We start from the raw sequence: 17,941 nt of genomic DNA, 5'->3' as shown, positions 1-17,941 counted from the left end.
ACGCCCGCACAGCGGGCGTGGTGAATGCAGCAGCCTTATACCGCGGCCGGGTCGCGCTTGCCGGCGTCGATGCCGTACCTGTCGATCGCCTCCTGCATCCGCGAGCGTTCGATGCGGCCTTCGTCGGCCAGCGACTTCAGGGCGGCCAGCACGATGAAGTGGCGATCCACTTCGAAGAACGTGCGCAGCGACTCACGCGTGTCGGAACGGCCGAAGCCATCGGTACCGAGTGCGATGAAGCGGCGGTCGTTGATGAAGGGACGTATCTGGTCGCCTACGATCTTCATGTAGTCGGTGGCCACCACCACCGGGCCATCATGGCCCTGCAGGCACTCCTGCACGTAGGGCACGCGCGGGGCCTCGGCCGGGTGCAGCAGGTTCCAGCGTTCGGCAGCCAGGCCATCGCGGCGCAGTTCGGTCAGGCTGGTCGCGCTCCAGACATCACTGGCGATGCCGAAGTCCTGCAGCAGCAGTTTCGCCGCGGCTTCCACCTCGCGCAGGATCGAACCGCTGCCCATCAACTGCACGCGTGGCTGCGAGGCGCTGTCGGCCGCTGCCGGATGCAGCAGATACAGGCCCTTCAGGATGCCCGCTTCCACGCCCTCCGGCAGTGCCGGCTGCGGGTAGTTCTCGTTGAGCACGGTGATGTAGTAGTAGACGTCTTCCTGCTCGACATACATGCGGCGCAGGCCGTCGTGGATGATCACCGCCAGCTCGTAGTTGTAGGTCGGGTCGTAGGACACGCAGCTGGGAATCACCGACGACAGCACGTGGCTGTGGCCGTCATCGTGCTGCAGGCCTTCGCCCATCAGCGTGGTGCGGCCGGAGGTGGCACCCAGCAGGAATCCACGGGTGCGCGCATCGGCGGCGGCCCAGGCCAGGTCACCGACGCGCTGCAGGCCGAACATCGAGTAGAAGATGTAGAACGGGATCGTCGCCAGGCCGTGGTTGCTGTAGGCGGTACCGGCCGCGATCCACGAGCAGATCGCACCGGATTCGTTGATGCCTTCCTGCAGGATCTGGCCGTCCTTGGCTTCCTTGTAGTAGCTCAGCTGGCCGGCATCCTGCGGGGTGTACAGCTGGCCAAGGTAGGAGTGGATGCCGATCTGGCGGAACAGGCCTTCCATGCCGAAGGTGCGCGATTCATCGGGCACGATCGGAATGACCAGCTTGCCCAGCTCCGGGTCCTTCAGCAGGCGGGTGAGGATGCGCACGAAGCCCATGGTGGTGGACTGGCCGCGATCGCCGCTGCCCTGCAGCTGGGAGTTGAAGATCGACAGCGGCGGCAGCGGCAGCGGATCGACCTTGGCCAAGCGCGCCGGAAGCTGCCCACCCTGGATACGGCGGCGCTCGGCGAAGTAGGCTGCTTCGGCGCTGCCCGGTTCCGGGCGCAGATAGGGCATCTCCTCCAGCTGCTCGTCGCTGACCGGCAGGTTGAAGCGGTCGCGGAAGGCGCGCACCGCGTCGGCGCTCATCTTTTTCAGCTGATGGTTGATGTTCTGGCCTTCACCGGCTTCGCCCATGCCGAAACCCTTGACCGTCTTGGCCAGGATCACCGTCGGCCGGCCGCGGGTGTTCACCGCCTGCTGGTAGGCGGCGTACACCTTCTGGGGATCGTGGCCACCACGTGCCAGCGCCCAGATGTCGTCGTCGCTCATATGCGCGACCAGCTCCAGCAGCTCGGGGTAGCGGCCGAAGAAATGCTCGCGCACGTAGGCACCGCTCTGCGACTTGAAGGTCTGGTAGTCACCATCCACGCATTCCATCATGCGCTGGCGCAGCAGGCCGCTGTGGTCGCGGGCCAGCAGGTCGTCCCAGCCGCTGCCCCAGATCAGCTTGATCACGTTCCAGCCGGCCACGCGGAAGGCGCCTTCCAGCTCCTGGATAACCTTGGCGTTGCCGCGCACCGGCCCGTCCAGGCGCTGCAGGTTGCAGTTGACCACGAACACGATGTTGTCCAGCCGCTCGCGGCCGGCCAGCGAGATCGCCGCCAGCGATTCGGGCTGATCCATTTCGCCATCGCCGAGGAAGGCCCAGACCTTGCGGCCCTGGTGCTCTTTCAGGCCGCGGTATTCCAGGTAGCGCATGTAGCGCGCCTGGTAGGCAGCGGTCAACGGGCCCAGCCCCATCGACACGGTGGGGAACTGCCAGAACTCCGGCATCAGGCGCGGGTGCGGATATGAGGACAGGCCTTCGCGGCCGGCTTCGCGGCGGAAGTTGTCCATCCGTGCCGGATCGATGCGGCCTTCCACGTACGCGCGGCCGTAGATCCCTGGCGCGGAGTGGCCCTGGATGTAGATCATGTCGCCGTCGAAGGTGTCGGTACGGCCACGAAAGAAATGATCGAAGCCCACGTCGTACAGCACTGCCGCCGACTGGTAGGTGGCGATGTGGCCGCCGACGTTGGAATGCTTGCCGGCACGCAGCACCATCACCATCGCGTTCCAGCGGATCATCGCGTTCAGGCGGCGCTCGATGGCCAGGTCACCCGGGTAGGCCGGCTGGCGCTCGGGCGGGATGGTGTTGACGTAGGCGGTCCAGGCACGGGTATGCAGGTCGCCGTGCTGCCGGGCGTCCAGATCGCTCAGCTGGTCGATCAGGTAGTGCGCGCGCGGCCGGCCGCCGGCCTGCATCACCGCCTCCAGCGATTCACGCCACTCCTGGGTTTCCAGTGGATCGGTATCGAAGGGAATGAGGGCTTGGTTCATGGCTGTCTCCAGAGGGCGCCGGTCGGAGGTCTGCCTGGGCGACAACACCGGCAGGGCGCACAGCACTGGAGCGGGGTCGCAATGGCGGGCGCCGTGACGCGAAGGGCGACCGTGGCGGCCACCGAGAAGACAAGCGTATGCCTGCCCCCCACGCCTCGATAGGCGGGCGGGGCTTGGGTCTCTGGCAAGCAAGGGTTGGTGCCGCGCGCCGTATCATGGGCCGATGCGCTGGGCGCGGCCGCTGATCAGGCCGGGGGCAGCCCCGACAGGAACACCGGGATGATCGCCACGCCGACGCCCAGCAGGCACCAGGCGACGACGGGCAACCAGCGCGCCAGGCGTTGGGCGGGTTCCGGTGCACGACGACCGCCGATCCACAACAGCAGCGTGAGCACACCTAGCGCATAGGCGAGGACGACGATTACCGGATGCACATGGATGACCCGGCTGGGCGGCCACATCTGCTGCTGGTAGGCGGTGGTGTGGGCGACCAGCAGCAGGAACAGCAGGCTGCTGAGGGTGTTGATGGCGGTGCGGGCGTTCATTGCGGGGCACTCCTTGTGCCGGCTGCCGGGACATTGCAGGGGCCGCATTCTAGCGGCTGCCTGCCGGTCGTTGAAACGCCACTGTCATCGATGGCGGTCACCCTGCGGGGCTTTCCAGCCTCGGGGTGGTTGGCCGGCCGTGAACAGCGTGAGGATCTGGGAGAAAAGCTACGCGCTGCGGCGCCGGCTACTGCGTGGCTTCTTCCTGCGTCGCGGTTCGGCCAGCGAGGATGCCGAAGACCTGGCGCAGGAGGTCTACCTGCGCCTGCTGCGCAGCACCGGCGAAGATGCCGATGCGGTCGAGAACCCGGAAGCCTACCTGTTCACCGTGGCGGCGAACCTGGCGCGCGAGCATGCGCGCGCGCGGTCGTCGCTGCCGCCGCTGGAAGACGTCGACCTGCTGGCCGAAGTGCTGAAAAGCGAAGAAGACATCGAAGGTGATTTCGAGCGTGCGCAGCGCTGGAACGATATCCGCAGCACCATCGCACGACTGCCGGCAACCACGCGGCGGGTGATGGAGCTGCACTACCGCGACGGACTGGACTGCCCGGCAATCAGCCAGCAGCTGCAGGTGTCGGTGCACATGGTGCGCAAGCACATCGGCAAGGGGCTGGAGGCCTGCAGGAAGGCGCTGGGCGCCAGGGAGCTCACATGAACCGGACCTCATCGCCCGTGGCCGACGACACGATCGCCTGCGAGGCCATGGACTGGTTCCTGGGCAACCGCGAGGGGCCGTTGGATGAGGCCGGGCGCCTCGCGTTCCTGGACTGGATGAAGCGCTCGCCGGAGCATGTGCGCGCCTACTTGCGCGTGCTCTCGTTGCACCGGCAGGTGGGCGAAGCGCTGCAATCGTCGTTGGCTGACGAGGCGCCGCCGCTGCGGGAGGCGACGTCGGCCAAGGTGGTGCCGCTGTTCGGTGGCGTGCACGCGCCGCCGCGCGCTGTGCCGCGGCGCGGTCGTGCGCGCTGGTGGGTGGCAGCTGCCGCAGCCTGTATCACCCTGCTCGGCGTGGGCCTGGTTCCGCAGGTGATGCCCACCGAGCAGCTTTACAGTGCCGGACAGGGCGAACTTCGCGACCTGGTGCTGCCCGACCAGACCCAGGTGCAGCTCAACGCGGACAGCCGCCTGCGGGTACGCATGGGCTGGTTCAGCCGCAAGGTGGAGCTGCTGCAGGGTGAGGCCACGTTCGACATCGCCCGCGACCGCCGTCCGTTCGAGGTGCAGGTGAACGGCCTGGAGATCCGGGATATCGGCACGGTATTCGATGTATCGCGACGGCTGCAGAGCACGCGCATCGGCGTGGTCTCCGGCGAGGTGGAGGTATGGAGCCAGGGTGCGGACGCCCGGCGTCTTGCGCAGCTGGGCGAAGGCCGAGTGGTGCAGGTCGACGCGGGCAGCCATGCGGTCGAGTCCTTGGACCTGCCATTGTCGATGCTGCTGGATTGGCAGCAACGCAAGGTGTCCTTCCTGGATGAGCGGCTGGACGAGGTGGCCGCTGCCTTCAACCGGCACAACCAGGTGCAGGTCCGCGTGCTGGACGAAGGCGCGGCATCGGCACGGTTGTCGGGCAGTCTCGATGCGCATCGCATCGGTGCGCTGCAGGCCTTCCTCGAACGCGACCCGCGTTTCGTGGTGAGGCGCGAAGGCGACACCGTGCGGGTTGGCAGTCGCTGAGGCCGAAATGGCCGTGGACTGTCAAAAAAAATTCATCGAATCCGCGTTCTCCACTTCGGTGGATGCGGGCTCTTACTTGGGAGAAGCCGCTGCCGAGCCACGCAGCGGCGCCTGCTGCCTTCTCTCTCTTCCAAGGACCCGTGATGCGCAACACGCTCTACCTGTCGATCATCCTCGCCCTGTCTCCCTGCAGCGTGCCGCTGGCCTTCGCCGCCGGTGCCGATGGCCTGGAGGCGCGTGTATCCACGCCGATCGCGGCGCAGCCGTTGGCGCGTGCGCTGGAGCAGTTGTCGCGCAGTTCCGGGGTGCAGTTCCTGTACTCGGCCGGCGGTGATGCCCGCATGGCCGGTGCGGTGCCGCGCGGTGCCACCGTCAGGCAGGCGCTGGACGCGCTGCTGGCCGGTACCGGCCTGGGGTACACCGTGGTGGATGGCAATGTCATCGCCATCGATCCGGCGCCAGCACGCAACGAACCGAAGCCGGCCGCGCCGAAGCCGCGCGAGGCCGAGGCAATGGTGGCGCCGACCCTGGACACGGTGAAGGTGATTGCTGCACATGAGGTCATCGACCAGAAGAAGCGCTCACCGGTGATCAAGGATTCGGTGGTGTACGACGAGATGGACAGCTACGGCGACGAGACCCTGGCCGAGAGCCTGATGGCCGCTCCAGGCCTGAGTGCGGTGGAGGATGCCGGTGAGCCACGTTACGTGACCGTGCGCGGCGTACAGGCCAACCTCAACTACACCACCATCGATGGCATCGCGATTGCCAGCGTGGGGGGCAGTGGCTCCGGCGAGCGCATGAACAACCTGCAGCTGATTCCCAGCGACATCGGCACCCGTACCGACATCTACAAGAGCTTCAGTGCGGAGCAGGCACCGGATGCGATCGGCGGCGTGATCGACATCATCAGCCGCAGTGCCTTCGACCGGTCAGGCAAGTACGTGTTTGCCGATGTGGCAGGCATCTATTCCACCGCCGAGACCAACGTCGAGCGCAGCGCAGGCGGCAACCACGAGACCCTGGGTCACTTCGGCAAGAGCGCCAAGATGGTGTTCTCAAACCAGTTTGGTGTCGACCAGGAGTTCGGCATCGTTGCGGTGGCACGCTACGAGCAGCGTTCGCGCAACAGCGTCAAGCGCTGGGTGGAGTCGAACTACTACTACAACGACGCAGGCAAATACCTCACCGACGGTACCACGGGCCCGGACGAGGCCAAGGGCTGGAACGGGCTGCGTGCGCCTGGCAACTTCAGCACCGGCACCTATACCAACTTCATCACCAACTTCGGTGGCTCCGCCAAGCTTGAGTGGAAGCCCTCGGACGATCCGTTCTACGCATCGCTGCTGCTGTACTCGTACCGGTTCTACGAGAACTCGACGATGAACAAGACCGATCTGTACGGCAATGCCAAGTTCCCGATCCGCAACCAGACCGAGGACAGCGGCACCACCCAGATCAACAGCATCTACATCAAGAACCGTCACGACCGCTGGGACCGCAGCAACCGTGGTGCCATCGCCAGTTTCAACTGGGACATGGGCGACCGTTCGCGCCTGACCCTGCGCGGTGGCCACACCGAAGAGACCTTCCACAACAGCCAGGTCTACTGGGGTGTACGCGCCTACCCCAGCAATCTGTTCGTCGACTACGAGAACGACAGCCACGGGTTCCCCAACGCGGTGGCGGTTTCCGATTCCAGCCTGCTGACCAGTTCCGCATTCAAGCTCAATCCGGCGCAGGCCTACGTCTCCCCGCGCGATGCCAAGGAGAGCATCGACAACCTGCGCGCCGATTTCAGCTACAACATCGACGCCGATGCGCGTGGCTTCGGCCTGGCCACCGGCGCCGAGTACCGCCACCTGAAGATCTGGCAGGACATCGACTTCGACTACTTCAAGAGCAGCGCCACGCTCAACGACTACCTGTATCCGGGTTCGACACTGCTGGGCAGCGTGCCCGGCTTCCCGCTGATCGACAACCGCAAGTGGACCGAGGAACTGCTGCCGAAACTGGGCAGCAACAATGCGGCGTATCCGAATGCCAACTTCACCAGCGACTACAAGTACGTGGAGGACATCACCAATGCCTATGTATCCGCGCACTACGCCTGGGACCGGCTGCTGCTGATCGGCGGCCTGCGCTACGACCACACCCGCTTCGATGCCTACAGCCCGTTCAGCGATGATGGCGGCGCTACCTATACCTCTGCGTTCCGCAACACGAGCGGTGGCTACAACAACCTGCTGCCCTCGTTGAACGCAACCTTCAAGCTCACCGAGGACCAGCGCCTGCGCTTCTCCGCCAGCCGCACGCTGGGCCGGCCGACGCCGAGCAACATCGCCCAGGCCACCAGCACCAGCTGTGGCGATGACGAGGAGGGCAGGGGCTTCTGCACCATCAAGCAGGGCAATGCCGATCTGCAGCCGCGCCGTTCCACCAACATCGACCTTGCATGGGACCTGTACTTCAACGGCAACAACGGCCTGGTCTCGGTGGCGTTGTTCGACAAGGTGATCAAGGACGACATCTACACCCTGACCACCTTCGAGAACGTGGGTGATACCCGCTATCGGGTCACCCAGCCGATGAACACCGATGAGTCGAAGCTGCGCGGTGTCGAGTTCGCGGTGGCCAATCGCAACCTGCAGTGGGGCCGCCAGCGCTTCGACATGTACTTCAACGCCACGCGGCTGGAAGGGCAGACCGACTACCGCATCAGTGATGGCACCGCGCGCCACCTGGATCGCCTGCTGTACCAGCCGGACTGGTCGCTCAATGGTTCGGTGATCTGGCGCATGCCGTGGAGGAGCGCGCAGCTGCGCCTTTCCGGAACCTACCGCAGCCGGATGCTGGTCGACTTCGGTGACACCGAATGGCTGGATTCGTACTACGACCCGTACATGACGTTCAACATGGCCTTCAGCCACAAGGTCGGCAGGCACGTGACGCTGAAGTACGAAGCCAAGAACCTGTTCAACACCCAGCCGACCTACAGCACCGGCCCGAATGGGCGCTTCCGTACCGAGATCGACGACTACGGCCGCTTCTTCTACTTCCACATCATCTACAACTGAGGGCAGCGCCGTGGATACGATCAATCGCAGGCGATTCCTGGCCCTGGCCGGCCTGTCTGCTGCCGGCGCCTGGATGGGCACGGCACACGCGCTGGCCGCGCAGGCCGATGCCACCGCGCTGAACCCGCGCAACCTGCTGGCCAAGCCGCGCTTTGCCAGCACGCCCTTCACCCTGGGCGTGGCCTCGGGTGATCCCTCGGCCGATGGCATGGTGCTGTGGACACGGCTGGCGACCGAGCCGCTGGTGTTCGGCGGTGGCATGCCTGCCCGGCCGATGGTGGTCGAGTGGCAGCTGGCAGCAGACGAAGGCATGCGCAGGGTGGTACGCCAGGGTTCGGCAATGGCGCATCCCGAACTTGGCCACGCGGTGCACGTGGAGCTGGACGGGCTGGCGCCCGGACGGCCCTACTGGTACCGCTTCACCGTAGGCGGCCACGCCAGCGCAGTGGGTTGCACGCGCACGCTGCCGGCAGCCACGGCAGCGGTGGATCGCGTTCGCTTCGTGGTGGCCGGTTGCCAGCATTACGAAGAAGGCCACTACACCGCGTGGCGACGCATCGCCGAGGAACCACTCGATTTCGTCTTCCACTACGGTGACTACATCTACGAAGGCGAAAGCCAGCCGGGCCTGCGGAAGATGAACGGACAGCCGTTCACCAACCTGCGCAACCACGTCGGCCCGCAGATCTACACGCTGGATGATTACCGCCGCCGCTACGCCCAGTACAAGAGCGATGCCGACCTGCAGGCCGCGCATGCGGCGGCACCGTGGTTCGTCACCTTTGACGACCATGAAGTGGACAACAACTGGGCCGGCGCCGAAGACCAGGATGACACGCCCAGCGAAGTATTCCTGCTGCGCCGCGCACAGGCGTTCCAGGCCTACTACGAGAACATGCCACTGCGCCGTTCGGCATTCCCGCGCGATGGCCACATGCAGATGTACCGGCGCGCACGCTACGGCACGCTGATGGACCTGCACCTGCTCGACACCCGCCAGTACCGCAGCAAGCAGGTGAACATGGCGCTGCGTGAGGAGGTGGAATCGCCGGAGCGCAGCATTGTGGGAGCGAAGCAGGAACGCTGGTTGTTCGACGGCCTGGCCGATGCTTCACCGCGCTGGCACACGATCGCCCACCAGGTGGCACTGGGCAACTACATGCGCGAGAAAGACGGCGTGGTGCAGTCGTCCGACGACCAGTGGTCGGGCTATCTGGACAGTCGCCGGCGCCTGCTTGATCACATCCAGAAGGTGGGCTTCGGCAACGTGGTGACCGCCTGCGGCGATGCGCATCGCCACTATGCCGGTGATCTGGTGCAGGACCACCGTGACTCGGGCGTGGTCTCCAGCGAGTTCCTCGCCACCTCGATCACTTCCGGTGCCGACGGCCAAGGCGTGGACGCGTATGCCAGGAACCAGCTTGCGCACAGCCCTTACCTGAAGGCGACCACCGACAAGCGTGGCTACGTGCTGTGCGATGTCACCCGCGATGCGTGGATCGGCGACATGAAGACGCTGGATACGGTGATGCAGCCGAATGGCGCGGTGCAGAGCTGGAAGCGCTACGCGGTGGAGCACGGCCGGCCGGGGCTGCAGGAGGCCTGAATCTACCGGTCTGCGCTGTAGAGCCGAGCCCACGCTCGGCTGCTTTTTTCGGGGCAATGCGACCAGGGCGAAAGCAGCCGAGCATGGGCTCGGCTCTACCGGGATTCTTCAATCGTGCTCGAACCGCAGCGGCTCGGTGCCCATCGCCGGGTCACTGGTGCCGGGGCGCCCATCCTCGACGCGGCCGGCCAAACGCAGCACACTCCCACCCGCGCTGACGCGCAGGTCATACCAGCCGGCGGTAGGCGTAGCATCCCACGCCAATGAAGTCTGCGCATGTGCGGGCAGCGCCAATGTCTGTTCGGGCATGTGTCCTGCATAGGCGCCGCCGTGCACGCGCACCTGCTGTGCACTGTCACCCAGATTGCGCAGGCGGAGCCGCAGTTGGTCATCGACGCGATCGATTGAAGCCTGCACGGCAGGACCCGTGGCCGCTCCCTGGAAGTGGCGGTGGAAGCCGTTCGGGCCGAGCAACCACAGGTCATAGCGGCCCTGGGCATCCAGCGGCCAGCGCTCGCGCAGCGGCCTACCGGGCAGCAGCGTGTAGCGGCGTGGCACCGCATCCAGCCGCAGCCGGTCGTAGACATGCAGCACAGCCGCTGCGCCTTCGCAGGACAACGTCAGGTCCACGCCCGCAGCGTCGACCGCAGCGATCGATGCCTGCGGCCGGTAGGGCAGGGCACGCGCCGGGCGTACACCGCTTTCCTGTTTCGCTGGTTTCAGCCCCTCTGGCAGCGTGGGCACGGTGCGTCCCGGCAAGGCGGCGGCACGCGCGGCCACCGCGCTCATGTCCGGCAGGCCGCGCACGAACGGACGGGTATCACGCTGGGCGAAGTCGAACGCGTTGCTCAGATCCCCGCAGACCGCACGGCGCCACGGCGAGATGTCCGGTGCGGCCACGCCGAAGCGACGTTCGATCAGGCGTATGACCGAGGTGTGGTCGTACACCTGCGAATCGACCCAGCCGCCGCGGCTCCACGGCGAAATCACGTACAGCGGCACACGCGGACCGAGACCATACGGGCGCCCGCGCAGTTCGGCGGCATCGTACTTCTCGTCGCCCGGTGCGGGATGACGGTGATACTCGCCCTCGGTACTGACCGACGAGGCACCTGCCCATCCACCGTTCACCGGTGAGGGAGGGGCCGGTGGCGGCATGTGGTCGAAGAATCCGTCGTTCTCGTCGAACATCAGCAGCAGGGCGGTGCGGCTCCACACTTCCGGATCGGCGGTCAGCGCATCCAGCACGCGCGCGGTATAGGCCGCGCCCTGGGCCGGGCTGGACGGGCCGGGATGTTCGCTGCCGGCGGCATCGGCGATGATGAAGCTGACCTGAGGCAGGCGCCCGTCGAGTACGTCCTGGCGCAGCTGTGGCAGGCCACGGGTGCTGACAGCGCGTGCGCGCAGCTGCGGATCATGTCCGGGTGCCGCGCTGTAGGCACGACGGAACGCCTCGAAGCCGGCCAGCGGGTTGTCGGTGAAGTTGTCGGCCATGTCCTGGTAGATCTGCCAGGATACGCCGGCGTTCTGCAGGCGCTCGACATAGCTGGTCCAGCGGTACGACGCCGGATGCCCGCCGTGTTCGGGGAAGTTGTCATGCGAGTTGGCGATCACCGGGCCACCGGCACGGGCCTGTGCATCGTTGTGGCCGGTCCACAGGAACACCCGGTTCGGGTTGGTGCCGGCCTGCATGGCGCAGTGGTACGCATCGCAGATCGTGAAGGCATCGGCCAGCGCGAACTGGAACGGCAGGTCGCTGCGCTGGAAGTAGCCCATCGAGTGGTTCTGCTTGGCCTTCGGCCAGTGCCCCATGCGGCCGTGGTCCCAGGCGCGCTGCGCATCGGGCCAGGTATGCGGCGTGCCTTCCACGCGCATGTAGCCGAAGTGCGCGGCGGTATCCAGCGGGAACGGCGCGATCGCCCGCGTGCCACTGGCATCGGGTTGCAGCCACAGGCTGCGGGTGCGGCCACCTGCTTGCAGCGCGGCGGCCGGGGCGACGAACCGATCACCGAAGCCACGTACCCCCGGCAGCGTGCCGAAGTAGTGGTCGAACGAACGGTTCTCCTGCATGAACACCACGATGTGCTGCAGGTCTTCGAGGCTGCGCGTCTGCGCGGCAGGGGCGATCGCTGCGGCCCGGGCGATGCTGGGCAGCAGCGGAGAAAGGCCGGCGGCAACGCCGGCCTGCAACAACCGGCGTCGGCCGATATCGGTCACGGGCTCACTCACAGGTCCACGCGGAAGGAGATGCCGACGGTGCGCGGGGCGCCGATGAAGGCGTTGTCGCGGCCGTCCACCCCTGCAAGATACCGCTTGTCGGTGAGATTGCTCACCACCAGGTTGGCACCCATGCCCTTCAGGCGCGGCGACAGCCCCTGCAGGTCGAAGCCGATGTTGGCGTTGAACACGGTGGCCGAGGGCAGCGTGTTGACGTTGGCGGCATCAAGGTAGCGCGTGCCCAGGTAACGGCCGGACAGGCCGAAGTTCCAGTTGGCGCCCTGCCAGTCGGCCGACAGCACCAGGGTGTTCTCCGGCTGGCCGATCACCTTGGCGCCGTCGACGATGCCCAGCTGGGCATCACGCGCGGCACTGCCGCTGCCCAGGTACTTGGAGCGGTTGTAGGTGTAGGCCGCGTTGATCCGCCAGCCGTTGTTCCACCCATAGCCGAACGCGGCTTCCAGGCCGTTGCTTTCCACGCCACCGAAGTTCTCATAGACGCCGTCGGTCTCGCCCAGGTAGTCGATGCCGCTGACGAAGCCCGCCGGCAGGTAGACGATGCGGTTGTCGAACTTGATGTTGTAAAGCGTGACCGAGGCGGTCAGCGGCCAGCGGCTGATGCGCATGCCCACTTCGATGTTGTCGGCGGTCTCCGGTTCGACATTGCGGAAGCGCTGCGGGTCGGTCTCGCCAAGTACGCCTGAAGGAATGGCGGCGAAATTCTGCGAGAAGCCGGCGAACAGCTCCATGCCTTCCACACCCGGTGCCCAGGTGACGCCGGTGGACAACAGTGGATCGGACCTGGAATCGGATTCGACGTGCTCGCTGGCACCGATCACGCGGCGGCGCGACTGGTCGACGAAGAACTGCTTCACGCCCAGGCGGGCACTGAACGGCCCGAAGCGGGCCACGTCCTCGACGTAGTACATCTGTTCGTCAACCTTGTACTTGTCCTCGAACTGCACCCAGTACGGCTGGTGGTCGAAGGCGATATCCTGGCCGACGTTGAGCAGGCGGTGCCAGTCACGGCGTGCCGAACGGTCCAGCTTCTCCACCCACAGGCCGCCACGCAGCGTGTTGTCGACTGCGCCGAAGGTCTGCCGCCATTCGACGTCGGCGGTCACGCCCATGCGGTCGTTGTCGTAGTGGGTGTGGCGGTAGGACTGCGCGCCCAGCACGTTGCCCGCGTAGCAGTTCGGATCGTACTCGGCGGTGAAGCCCAGGCGCGGGGTGCAGCTGGCCAGGCGCTGCGCGGCGCTGCCATCGGGATTGACGAAGAAGATCTGGCCACGGTTGCTGCCGCCGTACACGGTTTTGCCACCCAGATATTCCGATTCGGGGCGGCCCGCACCCTCATCGCTGACCTGCGCCAGGTAGGGTGGAAGCCAGTCGCCACGACCTTGCATGCGGTGCCCGTAGGCGGCCACCGAGGCCTTGAACCCGTTGCCGCCGTCGAAGGCCGCACGCAGGTAACCGAAGGTGTTCTCGCGCAGCGCACGCGAGCCCGAACGGAAGTTCTGGTCCAGATAGGGAATGCCGGTGAGGGTGCCGACCAGGTTGTCGCGATCCGGATGGGTGGCAAAGCCCTTCGGCGAAACACTGGTGTATTCGGGCTCGTCGGCATCGTTGTAGGACAGGTAGCCGGCCAGCGTCCAGCGATCCAGTTCGGTGATGAACTTGCCGGCGACGTGGTTGTTGCTGGCGTGGCCGGTGCCGTCGATCCAGTCGTGCACCTTCGACGAGGAGGCGCTGACCCACGCGCGGGTGTGGCCGCCGAGCAGGCCGGTGTCGTAGCGCACGTAGTACTTGCGCGCCTCGTTGTCACCGGCACCGACCACGAAGCGCAGGCGGCTGTCCTGCAGCGGGTCGCTGGTAAGGAAGTTGAGCGTGCCGCCCAGTGCTTCGTTCGAGCGCGAGGAGATGTCAGCGGTGCCCTGGCTGACTTCCACCGTCTCCAGGTCGAGGGTGTCGATGTAGCGGTTGGCCAGCGAGCCGCCACCGTAACCTGAGCCGCCGTTGGGCAGGCCGTCGATGGTGGTGCCGATCTGCTGGGTATCACGATTGGTGACGAAACCGCGCATGCTGATCTGCGTGCCCCACACCGACGAGCCGGTGGCGTCGGCCTCGCTGACCACCACGCCGGGTACTTCGTTCAGCGCATCGTTGACGCTGCTCATCACCGTCTGCCGGTTCAGTGTTTCTGCGCGCACCGACGTCTTGGCGTAGCTGGTGGCCTGGCCGATCACCTGTACCTGGTCCAGGGTACGGGCATCGCTGCTGTGCGCTTCGCCCGTATCGCCCTGCGGTGCTTCTGCGAGGGCGTCCAGGGCGGGGGCGATCAGCACGGCAAGCAGCGAGACACGGGGAAAACGCGCAAACGTTCGCATTGAAACCGGACCTTCAGGGGAGGGAAGCCCCGGAGTGTCGGCAGCGCCCATGACATCGGCATGACGCGGCGAAGCAGGAACCGTGTTGTGTGACGGCCGGTTCCAATGGCTTCTGCTCAGTACCGCGCGTCCTTGGGTTTCGGGTCGCGCGGCCAGTCCTTGGCCTTGTTGGCGAAGTCCGGGCGTGGCTGGTTGATGAAGTAGCTGGCGATGTCCACCGCATCCTGGTCGGGCATCACCTGCTGGCCCAGTGGCGGTTCACGGGTCACTGCCGGCGGCATGTTGTGTTTGACGAAACCGGCGGCCTTGTACAGGCGCGCCATGCCGGCGCCGATGTTGAAGCTGTGGTCGCCCCATAGCGGCGGGAACGCGATGTCACCGCTGGCGTCGCGCCGGCCTTCACCATTGTCGCCATGGCAGGCAGCGCACTGCACGGCGTACAGCGCCTGGCCACGGATCGGGTCCGGGGTTAGCGTGCTGTCGATGGGCCCCTCACTGGGGGCAGCCACCCTTGCACCCACTGGCACAGGGCTGCTCAGCCACGCCATGTAGTCGAGCATCGCACGCATCTGCGGCGAGTCCTTCGGCAGCGGCTTGCCGTTCATTGAACGCTGCAGGCAGCCGTTGATGCGCTCGGTCAGCCCGATCACCTTGCCCGGACGCGGCATGTAGCGCGGATAGGCGCCGCCGCCGGTGTTGAAGTAGTGATTGCCGAACGGCCGCTTGCCTTCGGCCATGTGGCACGAGTTGCAGTTCAGATCGTTGCCGACGTTGTCCGGCAGCAGCCGTGCGGTCTCGTTGAGGAGGCGGCGGCCGAGCATCACCGACTCGGCATTGCCGAGCCCGGCGATTTCTTCGGCGCTGGGTGCACGGTAGTGGCCGACCACCTTGCCCTGTGCATCGAGGATATCGATCGTGCTGGCCACGGCGGTATCCAGGTCCGGGTACAGATGGCGGTAAGCGAGGGTACCGGCGCCGGCCAGCAGCACGAGGGTGATCGCACTGCCGATCAGCAGGCGGGAGCGTTTGCGCGAACGTTTCATCGTGCGGACTCCTGCGGAACGTAGTGCACTGGCTTGTCGCGCACCACCCGGCGCATGCGTGCCACGTCGACCTCGCTCACTGCGCTGGCCTGGTTGCCCCAGCTGCTGCGGATGAAGGTCAGGATCTGTGCCAGCTGCGCGTTCGGCAGCTGTTCGAAGCCGGGCATGGTGAAGGCCATGCGGTCGTGCGGGGTATGCGGCGTGCGGCCACCGATCAGGGTCACCTGCACCAGCGAGCTGGGATCGTCGGCGAACACGATCGAGTTGCCGGCCAGGGCCGGATAGACGCGGGGTATGCCGCGTCCGTCGGCCCGGTGGCAGGCCTGGCAGTGCTCGGCATAGGCCAGCGAACCGGCCACGCGGTAGTCGCCGCTGCGCAGTGCGGCGGTGGTCGTGTCGCTGCCGGGCGACCACTGTGCGCTGCGTCCTTCGCGGGCGGGCAGCTGCTTCAGGTAGCGGGCCATCGCCAGCAGGTCAGCGTCGGACAGGTACTGCGTGCTGTGCTCGACCACGTCGGCCATGCCACCGAAGGCCGCCGACCGATCGGTGCGTCCGGTGCGCAGGAAGTCGACGATCTCGCCCTCGCTCCAGCTGGCCAGGCCGCTCGCTTCATTGCGCAGGTTCTTCGCATACCAGCCTTCCAGCACCGAGCCGGACAGGAACTGGCGGCTGCCATCGTCGGCCATTGCCTTTTCCTGGAACGCCAACCCGCGTGGCGTGTGGCAGGCGCCGCAGTGGGCCAGGCCTTCCACCAGTTCGGCGCCGCGCTGCTGGCTGGCATCCAGCGACGGATCCGGGTTGAACGTGCGCGGGCGTGCGAACAGCAGCTGCCACCAGGCCAATGGCCAGCGCATGTTTGCCGGCCACGGGATCGTGCTGTCGGCGTTGTTCTGCTTCACCGGTTGCACCGAGCCCATGAAGTAGGCGTACAGCGCCTTGATCTCGGCGTCGCTGGCGATCACGTACGAGGCGTACGGCATGGCCGGATACAACGGCTGGCCATCGTGACGGATGCCGCGACGTACCGCGCGCTCGAAGTCGGCGTAGTCGTAGGCACCAATGCCGGTGTCCGGATCGGGCGTGATGTTGGTCGAGTAGATCGTGCCCATCGGCGTCTGCATGCCGAGGCCACCGGCGAACGGCTTGCCACCCGGTGCGGTGTGGCAGGCCGCGCAGTCTGCGGCGCGCGACAGGTATTGTCCCTGCGCGATCAATGCCGGATCGTGGATGTCGACCTGCGCGGTCTGTCGCGGTGCGAACCAGTAGGGCGTGGTGCGGGCGACGCCGTAGGCGGCGGCCAGCGTGGCGACCAGGGCAATGGCGAGCTTGAACGAGGTGCGCATGGCGGCACTGTGGGCAATCGTGCCGGCGTATTCATTGATCCGGATCAATGCCGAGGTCAATCGCGCCATTGTGACAACCTGAATCGTTCCTGCGTTGTCATCAAGCCGTCATCCATGCGCGATAGATGGCCCACGCCCGCGTCGCTAACCTGCCACGCTGTCGCACCTTTTCCCTGATTGCCCATGAAGCGCCTGCTGCTGTTGTCGCTGGCGTGCGCCGGCCTGTGGCTGGCTGCATGCTCGTCCTCGATCAATGCCTCGTCCACTTCGCTCGCCGATCGGCTGATCGCGCCAGGTGGCGTGTCGACCCTGCTCGATCGCCCGCGCATCGCAGCGGCCATCGCCGAACTGCCCAACCGCCACGGCTTTGCGCGGGGCCGCGATGGCGTGCCGATCTTCTGGCGTGTGTTTGATCCGGGCGATTACGGCGCGCGTTACCACTACCTGCCGCAGCGCCACGAGAACGGCCTGCCGCTGGATACCGGTCTGAGCCTGGCGGTACCGCGGCCGTTCCGCGCGCAGGCACCGCGCGGTACCGTGGTGCTGCTGCACGGCTGGATGATGAACGGCGATTCGATGTTGCCGTGGTCGCTACAGTTGGCTGAATCCGGCTACCGCGTGGTCACGCTCGACCTGCGCAATCATGGCCAGTCCGGTGCGGGGCCGTCCGGCTATGGCACTTACGAATCTGACGATGTGGTCGATGTGATCGGCGAGCTGCGCGCACGCGGTGAAGTGACCGGCCCGCTGTACCTGTTCGGCGTATCCTACGGCGCCGCCACGGCAGTGTTCACCGCCGACAAGCTGGGCGATCAGATAGCAGGCGTGGTGGCGATGGAGTCCTTCGCCAACGCCGGCGTGGCCATCCGCACGATGATCCCGCACCTGATGGGGCTGCAGCCGGAAGGCCTGAAGGCGCAGGCGATGGCGTCGTACGCGCGCTGGCGCTACGGCGGCCAGGACATCAACCAGGTGATCGCCGACGCCAGCCGTCGCATCGACGTCGATCTGGACCGCGTCGACGTCGCGCGTGCGCTGGCCGATACCCGCGCCTGCGTGCTGCTGCTGCACGGGCAGGGCGATCAGCACATACCCGTCAGCCAGGGCCGCGAACTGGCCCAGGCCAACCCGCGCGCGCACTACATCGAGATGCGCGGCGAAGACCATATCACCCTGCCGCTGCGGCTGGATCTGCTGGCCGGAGTGGTTGACGACTGGATGGCGCGCGACGAGCACCACCCGCAGAGCGCATGCCCGGCGCCGCAGCTGCCGGCCCAGGCCGAATGGCTGGCACACGGCTGAAAAAGGGGACGGAGGGGATTAAGTCGTTTGCAGCACACC

At 66.3% G+C, this 17,941-nt stretch carries 11 protein-coding genes; 5 read left to right on the top strand and 6 right to left on the bottom strand.

The features are described from left to right. Positions 1-35: 35 nt before the first annotated feature. Positions 36-2,708 carry a pyruvate dehydrogenase (acetyl-transferring), homodimeric type gene (gene aceE, locus AC5P65_RS13330; RefSeq protein WP_495215658.1) on the bottom strand — a complete coding sequence of 891 codons (2,673 nt, stop codon included), beginning with the start codon at positions 2,706-2,708 and terminating at the stop codon, positions 36-38. A gap of 245 nt (positions 2,709-2,953) precedes the next feature. Continuing rightward, on the bottom strand, positions 2,954-3,253 hold the full coding sequence (locus tag AC5P65_RS13325) for a hypothetical protein (RefSeq protein ID WP_021202538.1): 300 nt from the start codon (positions 3,251-3,253) through the stop codon (positions 2,954-2,956). 139 nt (positions 3,254-3,392) lie between these two features. On the opposite strand from AC5P65_RS13325, the gene AC5P65_RS13320 reads away from it, so the two are divergent. The 4 genes from AC5P65_RS13320 to AC5P65_RS13305 all read left to right on the top strand — a co-directional run bounded on the left by AC5P65_RS13320 (position 3,393) and on the right by AC5P65_RS13305 (position 9,610). Beyond that, positions 3,393-3,908 carry an RNA polymerase sigma factor gene (locus AC5P65_RS13320; protein ID WP_180832963.1) on the top strand — a complete coding sequence of 172 codons (516 nt, stop codon included), beginning with the start codon at positions 3,393-3,395 and terminating at the stop codon, positions 3,906-3,908. Then, positions 3,905-4,927 carry a FecR family protein gene (locus tag AC5P65_RS13315; RefSeq protein WP_180832965.1) on the top strand — a complete coding sequence of 341 codons (1,023 nt, stop codon included), beginning with the start codon at positions 3,905-3,907 and terminating at the stop codon, positions 4,925-4,927. Before AC5P65_RS13320 ends, AC5P65_RS13315 begins: the two co-directional genes overlap by 4 nt. Positions 4,928-5,070: 143 nt before the next feature. Continuing rightward, positions 5,071-8,004, top strand: a complete 2,934-nt coding sequence (locus AC5P65_RS13310) for a TonB-dependent receptor (RefSeq protein ID WP_495215657.1) — start codon at positions 5,071-5,073, stop codon at positions 8,002-8,004. A gap of 10 nt (positions 8,005-8,014) precedes the next feature. Beyond that, positions 8,015-9,610 (top strand): alkaline phosphatase D family protein, encoded by a 1,596-nt coding sequence (locus AC5P65_RS13305; protein ID WP_346484266.1) that lies wholly within the window; start codon positions 8,015-8,017, stop codon positions 9,608-9,610. Between the two features lie 108 nt (positions 9,611-9,718). On the opposite strand, the gene AC5P65_RS13300 is transcribed toward AC5P65_RS13305, so the two are convergent. From AC5P65_RS13300 to AC5P65_RS13285, 4 genes are all read right to left on the bottom strand, one after another. After that, positions 9,719-11,827 carry a phosphocholine-specific phospholipase C gene (locus AC5P65_RS13300; RefSeq protein WP_495215656.1) on the bottom strand — a complete coding sequence of 703 codons (2,109 nt, stop codon included), beginning with the start codon at positions 11,825-11,827 and terminating at the stop codon, positions 9,719-9,721. Positions 11,828-11,835: 8 nt separating this feature from the next. Then, entirely contained in the window at positions 11,836-14,214 is a 2,379-nt protein-coding gene (locus AC5P65_RS13295) for a TonB-dependent receptor (protein ID WP_329859493.1), read from the bottom strand. 116 nt (positions 14,215-14,330) lie between these two features. Beyond that, positions 14,331-15,257: a c-type cytochrome gene (locus tag AC5P65_RS13290; RefSeq protein WP_021202531.1), complete on the bottom strand. Its 927-nt coding sequence runs from the start codon at positions 15,255-15,257 to the stop codon at positions 14,331-14,333. Further along, positions 15,254-16,600 carry a c-type cytochrome gene (locus tag AC5P65_RS13285; RefSeq protein WP_111103867.1) on the bottom strand — a complete coding sequence of 449 codons (1,347 nt, stop codon included), beginning with the start codon at positions 16,598-16,600 and terminating at the stop codon, positions 15,254-15,256. Before AC5P65_RS13285 ends, AC5P65_RS13290 begins: the two co-directional genes overlap by 4 nt. A 183-nt stretch (positions 16,601-16,783) precedes the next feature. Here AC5P65_RS13285 and AC5P65_RS13280 point away from each other — a divergent pair, with 183 nt between their 5' ends. Further along, on the top strand, positions 16,784-17,902 hold the full coding sequence (locus tag AC5P65_RS13280) for an alpha/beta hydrolase (protein ID WP_495215655.1): 1,119 nt from the start codon (positions 16,784-16,786) through the stop codon (positions 17,900-17,902). The last annotated feature ends 39 nt before the right edge of the window (positions 17,903-17,941 follow it).

It is taken from the genome of Stenotrophomonas sp. YJH_SMC_48-3, assembly GCF_059369375.1.
Note: the sequence above shows the minus strand (reverse complement) of the source record. Positions and strands in the feature narration are given on the sequence as shown.